This window comes from Mycobacterium sp. TH-M15 (assembly GCF_057473705.1).
On record NZ_JBYCLB010000575.1, the window covers coordinates 1 to 4,584 of the forward strand.

7 protein-coding genes and 1 tRNA gene are annotated in these 4,584 nt (G+C 70.0%); 4 read left to right on the forward strand and 4 right to left on the reverse strand.

The window, feature by feature from the left end; genetic code table 11:
- Positions 1–664: hypothetical protein (locus tag AC2VNT_RS14085; RefSeq protein WP_486947449.1), on the reverse strand; the 664-nt coding region annotated here is incomplete at its 3' end.
- Between the two features lie 465 nt (positions 665–1,129).
- Positions 1,130–1,852 (reverse strand): DUF1906 domain-containing protein, encoded by a 723-nt coding sequence (locus AC2VNT_RS14090; protein ID WP_486947450.1) that lies wholly within the window; start codon positions 1,850–1,852, stop codon positions 1,130–1,132.
- Between the two features lie 285 nt (positions 1,853–2,137).
- On the opposite strand from AC2VNT_RS14090, the gene AC2VNT_RS14095 reads away from it, so the two are divergent.
- On the forward strand, positions 2,138–2,782 hold the full coding sequence (locus tag AC2VNT_RS14095; RefSeq protein WP_486947451.1) for a cutinase family protein: 645 nt from the start codon (positions 2,138–2,140) through the stop codon (positions 2,780–2,782).
- 10 nt (positions 2,783–2,792) lie between these two features.
- Positions 2,793–3,101: a DUF732 domain-containing protein gene (locus tag AC2VNT_RS14100; RefSeq protein ID WP_486947452.1), complete on the forward strand. Its 309-nt coding sequence runs from the start codon at positions 2,793–2,795 to the stop codon at positions 3,099–3,101.
- 80 nt (positions 3,102–3,181) lie between these two features.
- On the opposite strand, the gene AC2VNT_RS14105 is transcribed toward AC2VNT_RS14100, so the two are convergent.
- Positions 3,182–3,264: transfer RNA gene (locus AC2VNT_RS14105), tRNA-Leu, on the reverse strand.
- Positions 3,265–3,351: 87 nt separating this feature from the next.
- On the opposite strand from AC2VNT_RS14105, the gene AC2VNT_RS14110 reads away from it, so the two are divergent.
- Both AC2VNT_RS14110 and AC2VNT_RS14115 read left to right on the forward strand, forming a co-directional pair.
- Positions 3,352–3,720: a hypothetical protein gene (locus tag AC2VNT_RS14110; RefSeq protein WP_486947453.1), complete on the forward strand. Its 369-nt coding sequence runs from the start codon at positions 3,352–3,354 to the stop codon at positions 3,718–3,720.
- Positions 3,717–4,064 carry a DUF3817 domain-containing protein gene (locus tag AC2VNT_RS14115; RefSeq protein ID WP_486947454.1) on the forward strand — a complete coding sequence of 116 codons (348 nt, stop codon included), beginning with the start codon at positions 3,717–3,719 and terminating at the stop codon, positions 4,062–4,064. The genes AC2VNT_RS14110 and AC2VNT_RS14115 overlap by 4 nt, the downstream gene beginning before the upstream one ends.
- Here the strand turns inward: AC2VNT_RS14115 and AC2VNT_RS14120 are convergent.
- Positions 4,061–4,584, reverse strand: a 524-nt coding sequence (locus AC2VNT_RS14120; RefSeq protein ID WP_486947455.1) for a non-canonical purine NTP pyrophosphatase, incomplete at its 5' end; no start/stop codon positions are given. The two genes, AC2VNT_RS14115 and AC2VNT_RS14120, sit on opposite strands and share 4 nt — an antisense overlap.

The following is a 4,584-nucleotide window of genomic DNA, read 5'->3' on the forward strand; positions in this document are numbered from 1 at the left end:
CCTGGGCGAACGCGTCCAGCAGCGCCAGGATGCGCTCGGGGTCGGCGTTGCTCACCGACACCATCGCCGGACGATCGCCCAGGATCGAGATGCCGCGCCGGCGTGCTACCAGTGTCCCGGCCGCGCCGATCAGCTGGGCCATCGCCAGCAACTGCACGTCGTCGGCGCCGCCGGTCTTCACCGACTCGACGCCCAGCACCCCCTGCGAATGCCCGGCGACCGCCACCGGCGGGGTGGCCGTCAGGTCCAGCCCCTGGCGGGCCAGCGCCCGCACGGCGGCGATCTGGGTGAGCAGCACGCCGGGCACCGACACCGCCGCCGAGGTCAGTTGCTTGGCCGACGGGACCGCGTCCTCGGCGGCCAGCGACCGAACCCAGTGCAGCGGCTCGAACCCGATCGGCCGGACAACGACGAGTTCCTTGGCGATCGGCTCCAACAGCAGGTCGGCCTCGCCGACCAGCGTCGTCAGCTCGGCTTCGACGCCGGCCCCGGAAACCAGCTCCTCGAGCGTCTCCAGCCACGCGCTGCCCTGACCCCCGAAGGCCACCGCGTAGGGCTCGCCACCGGCGAGGCGATCCACCAGGGCCGCCGGGGCGCTGCCGCGGCGCCCGGACTCGGCGCCCGCACGGTCAGCGAAAACCCGGTCATCCTCGTGGATCGTCACGGTACGTATCTCCCTGTTTCGTCTAGGTCGTTTCGTCTAGGTCTATGCCATGCCTCAACCGGCCGGGCCACATCGCCCACCCGGTCGTCTCCCCCGACAGTCGGCTCGGGCAGCTCTGGGCGCCCGGGACCGACCGGCTGGCAATAAGAGTGTCATAAGAAGCTGTGCCGTTTCTGCAGCTAGAAGGTTACTGATGAGTTCTACGCGCGAGTAACTGTGCGCCAGGTAACACCTGGTCGAACACCGCGCGCAAATGGCCGCACCAAACGTCCTGCGTGCACGCGGTTACGGTCGGGTAACCACAACTGCGCAGATCAAGGCAGTATTGTTACCTAATCGTTATATAACGCCTCGACGTCGCCACCGTGGCGTCGGCCTGCCGGCAGGGTAGGGTCGGCCACCGACCGGCCACCGGAGGCGCCTCGGCGGAGTTTGCTGGGGAACCGCTGGTCCACCTGCCGGGCGTCACGCCCACTGGCCGAATCCGGGCTTGAGCACGTGGTTGACGTCGACGCCGACCCCGCCGACCTGGCGGGCGTCGACCTCGACCTGATGCAGGTGCGCCGCCGGATGCGCCGGCCCCTGCGGCGACCCCCAGTTGTGCTGCCAGAAATACGACCCGATGCCATCCTGGATCGCCCACTCGATGGTCTTCGAGTTGGCGTACACCCCGGTCCGCTGGTGCCCGATCACCGACTCCCAGCCCCGCAGGTACGGGGCCACCTGGGCCGTGTACTGGTCGTAGGACGGGTCGTCGTCGATGGACGCGTAGACCGGCGCGTCGGTCGGGCCGCCGGCAGCGGTATGCAGCTCCCAGCCGCGTTGGGCGTGTCGGACACCGGCCGCCTCCCCACCGAGCCAGTCGGCGGTCTGCTGTTTGCCGTACTGGTAGCAGGAGACGATCTGGAGTCCGTTGCCGTGCAGGTCGGTCGCCTCGGCCAGTTGCAACGGCTTGCCGAGCATCCAGTCGGCGCCGGGACGGCGGTCGGAGACGTAGCGAATCGCCCCGGCGGCGCCGACGGACCGCAGGTCAGCGGCGGGGATGACACCGGCCGCGTAGTCGAGCAGGATGCCCAATGGTTCCGCCGAAGCCGGCGCCGGGGCCAGCGCTGCCGTCGTGGCGCCGAGACCCAGGGCGGCCGGTGCGGCCGCGGCCAGCTTCAGCAGGTCACGCCGGGAAACCAACACGTGCCACAGGGTACGACAGCCGAGTCGGCGCCGTGCCAATTACGCCACGCCGGCCGGGATTCGTGGTGCCCGGCGGCATCCTGGGCAGAATCAACGGAACGTCGATCTGGGCTGCGAAAGGCGTTCAATACAACGTGCGTGCCTGGCTGGTCAGCTGGCCCTGGGCCTGACCCGTTGCAGCAGCTGGGCGAGCACGCCGCCGGGGACGCGCCGAGCCGCGCATCGCCGGGATCGGGGAACGTCCCGGTTTTGGGCGACGACGGGCGGACGTGCCAATATCTACGCATGGGTAACTTGGTTCGCATCGTCGGCGTCGCGACGGTCCTGGGCGCGGCCCTGGTCAGCGCCCCGCTCGATTCCCCGTCCGCGGCGGCCGAGGGCTGCCCGGACGCCGAGGTGGTGTTCGCCCGCGGATCCGGTCAGCCGGTCGGCCTGGGCGACGTCGGGGACGCCTTCCTCGCCGCCCTGCGCGAGCAGGTGCCCGGCAAGTCGATCCAGGACTATCCGGTGAACTACCCGGCGACCTACGACTTCGCCACCAGCCCGGGCATCGGTGTCCAGGACGCCTCGGCGCACATCCAGGGCACGATCACCAACTGCCCGAAGACCCAGATCGTGCTCGGCGGATACTCGCAGGGCGCCGGGGTGATCGAGCTGGCGAGCAATTCGATGCCGGCCGAGGTGGCCGACCACGTCGCCGCGGTGGCACTGTTCGGCCCGCCGACCGCTATCAGCGGATGGTCGAATTCGGTGACGAACGGTCAGGTGCCGACACTGGCCGCGGCCTACCAACCCAAGAGCATCTCGCTGTGCACCCAGGACGACGTGGTCTGCGCGGCCAGCGGGAACATCCTGGCGCACCTGCAGTACATCCCGACCAAGACGGACGAAGCTGCGACTTTCGTCGCGGATCGGCTCAAGAGCCAGTAACGTCACCGACGTGGCCTGGACTCGCCTCACCGTCGCGGCGACCTTCGTGGCGGCCGCGGTGCTCCGCGCCGCCGGCGCGGACGCCGACGACGACAGCTACCTGACCTACCTGCGCAACCACGGGCAGGCGGTGCAGCCGAAGACGGAGAGCACCTGGGTCGCGCTGGGCAACGTGGTCTGCTCCGAGCTGCGCCAGTTCACCCCACGCGACCAGATCGCGAAGAACTACACCGGCGGGCCGGACGCCCAGATCGCCATCGACGCCGCGCAGCACGAACTCTGCCCGGACACGCTGTCGCGGGGGAACAAAATCGCCTGAGCGGGCGGTGCCCCACCGGTAGCCACTGAACACCCGGGCGCACCCGATCCGAGCCAGCCAGCGGGCGCATCACCGCTGAGTGCGGGCGGAGGGATTCGAACCCACACGCTCTTTCGAGCACCGGCACCTAAAGCCGGCGTGTCTGCCATTTCACCACGCCCGCGGGCCCAGCGATCGTAGCGCTTGACGGCACGAGGGCCGCGCACCGGTGTGCGCACATCCGCCGGCGTTATGGCGGTACCGTCGAGACGTGTCCACTACCCGGCGTCGGAGACCGGCCCTGGTCGTCTTGGTGGTGAGCGCCGCCTGCGGGTGTCTAGCGCTCGGCTGGTGGCAGTGGAGCCGCTTCCAGTCGACGTCGGGCAGCTTCCAGAACCTCGGCTACGCGCTGCAGTGGCCGCTGTTCGCCTGGTTCTGCATCTACGCCTACCGGAAATTCGTCCGCTACGAGGAGGCGCCACCGCCGGCCCGCGATACCGTCACCGAGATACCCGCGGGGCTGCTGCCCGAACGTCCGGCACCCGCCGCCGCGCCGGTCGACGATCCGGTGCTGCGCGAGTACAACAGCTACCTGGCCGAGCTTGCCGAGAACGACGAACAGAAAAGGAACACCGCATGAGCACTCCCGAAACACGCCTGCCCGTCGGCGCCGCGCCGACCGAGAAGATCCGGCCCGCCCTGACCCGCTACCGGGTGATGGCGTGGGTGACCGGCATCTGGCTGCTCGTGCTCTGCGGCGAACTCGTCTCCCACTACGTGTTCCACCACCCGGTCCTGTGGGTCACCCAGGTGCACGGAATCTTCTATTTCATCTACGTGCTGGCCGCGTTCGACCTGGCAGTGAAGGTCCGCTGGCCGGTCGGAAAGACCATCGGCGTGCTACTGGCCGGCACCGTGCCGCTGCTGGGCATCGTCGTCGAGCACTACCAGAACCGGAACATCAAGGCGCAGTTCGGAATCTAGCACCCCAGCGCCCGCAGCGCCGGAACCAGCAGCGCCAGCGCCCGGCCGCGGTGCGACTCGGCGTCCTTCTCCGCCGGGTCGAGCTGGGCCGCGGTGCGGTCCGCGCCGTCGGGGATGAACACCGGGTCGTAGCCGAACCCGCGGTCGCCGCGCGGTTCGGCGGCGATCCGGCCCGGCCACGCACCGCGGACGACGACCTCCCCGGAGCCGGAGACCAGCGCGCACGCCGAGACGAACGCGGCGCCGCGGCGCGGATCGGGTACGTCTCGCAGCTGGGCCAGCAGCAGCGCGGTGTTCGCCGCGTCGTCGCCGTGCGCACCCGACCAGCGGGCCGACAGCACCCCGGGCATCCCGTTCAGCGCGTCGACCGTCAACCCGGAGTCATCGGCCACACAGGCCAGCCCGGTCGCGGCGTAGCCGTCCCGCGCTTTGGCCACGGCGTTGTCTTCGAAGGTCGCGCCGGTCTCCGGCGCCTCGTCGTAGCGGGGCACCTGGTCCAGGGATAGCAGCCGCAGCCCGG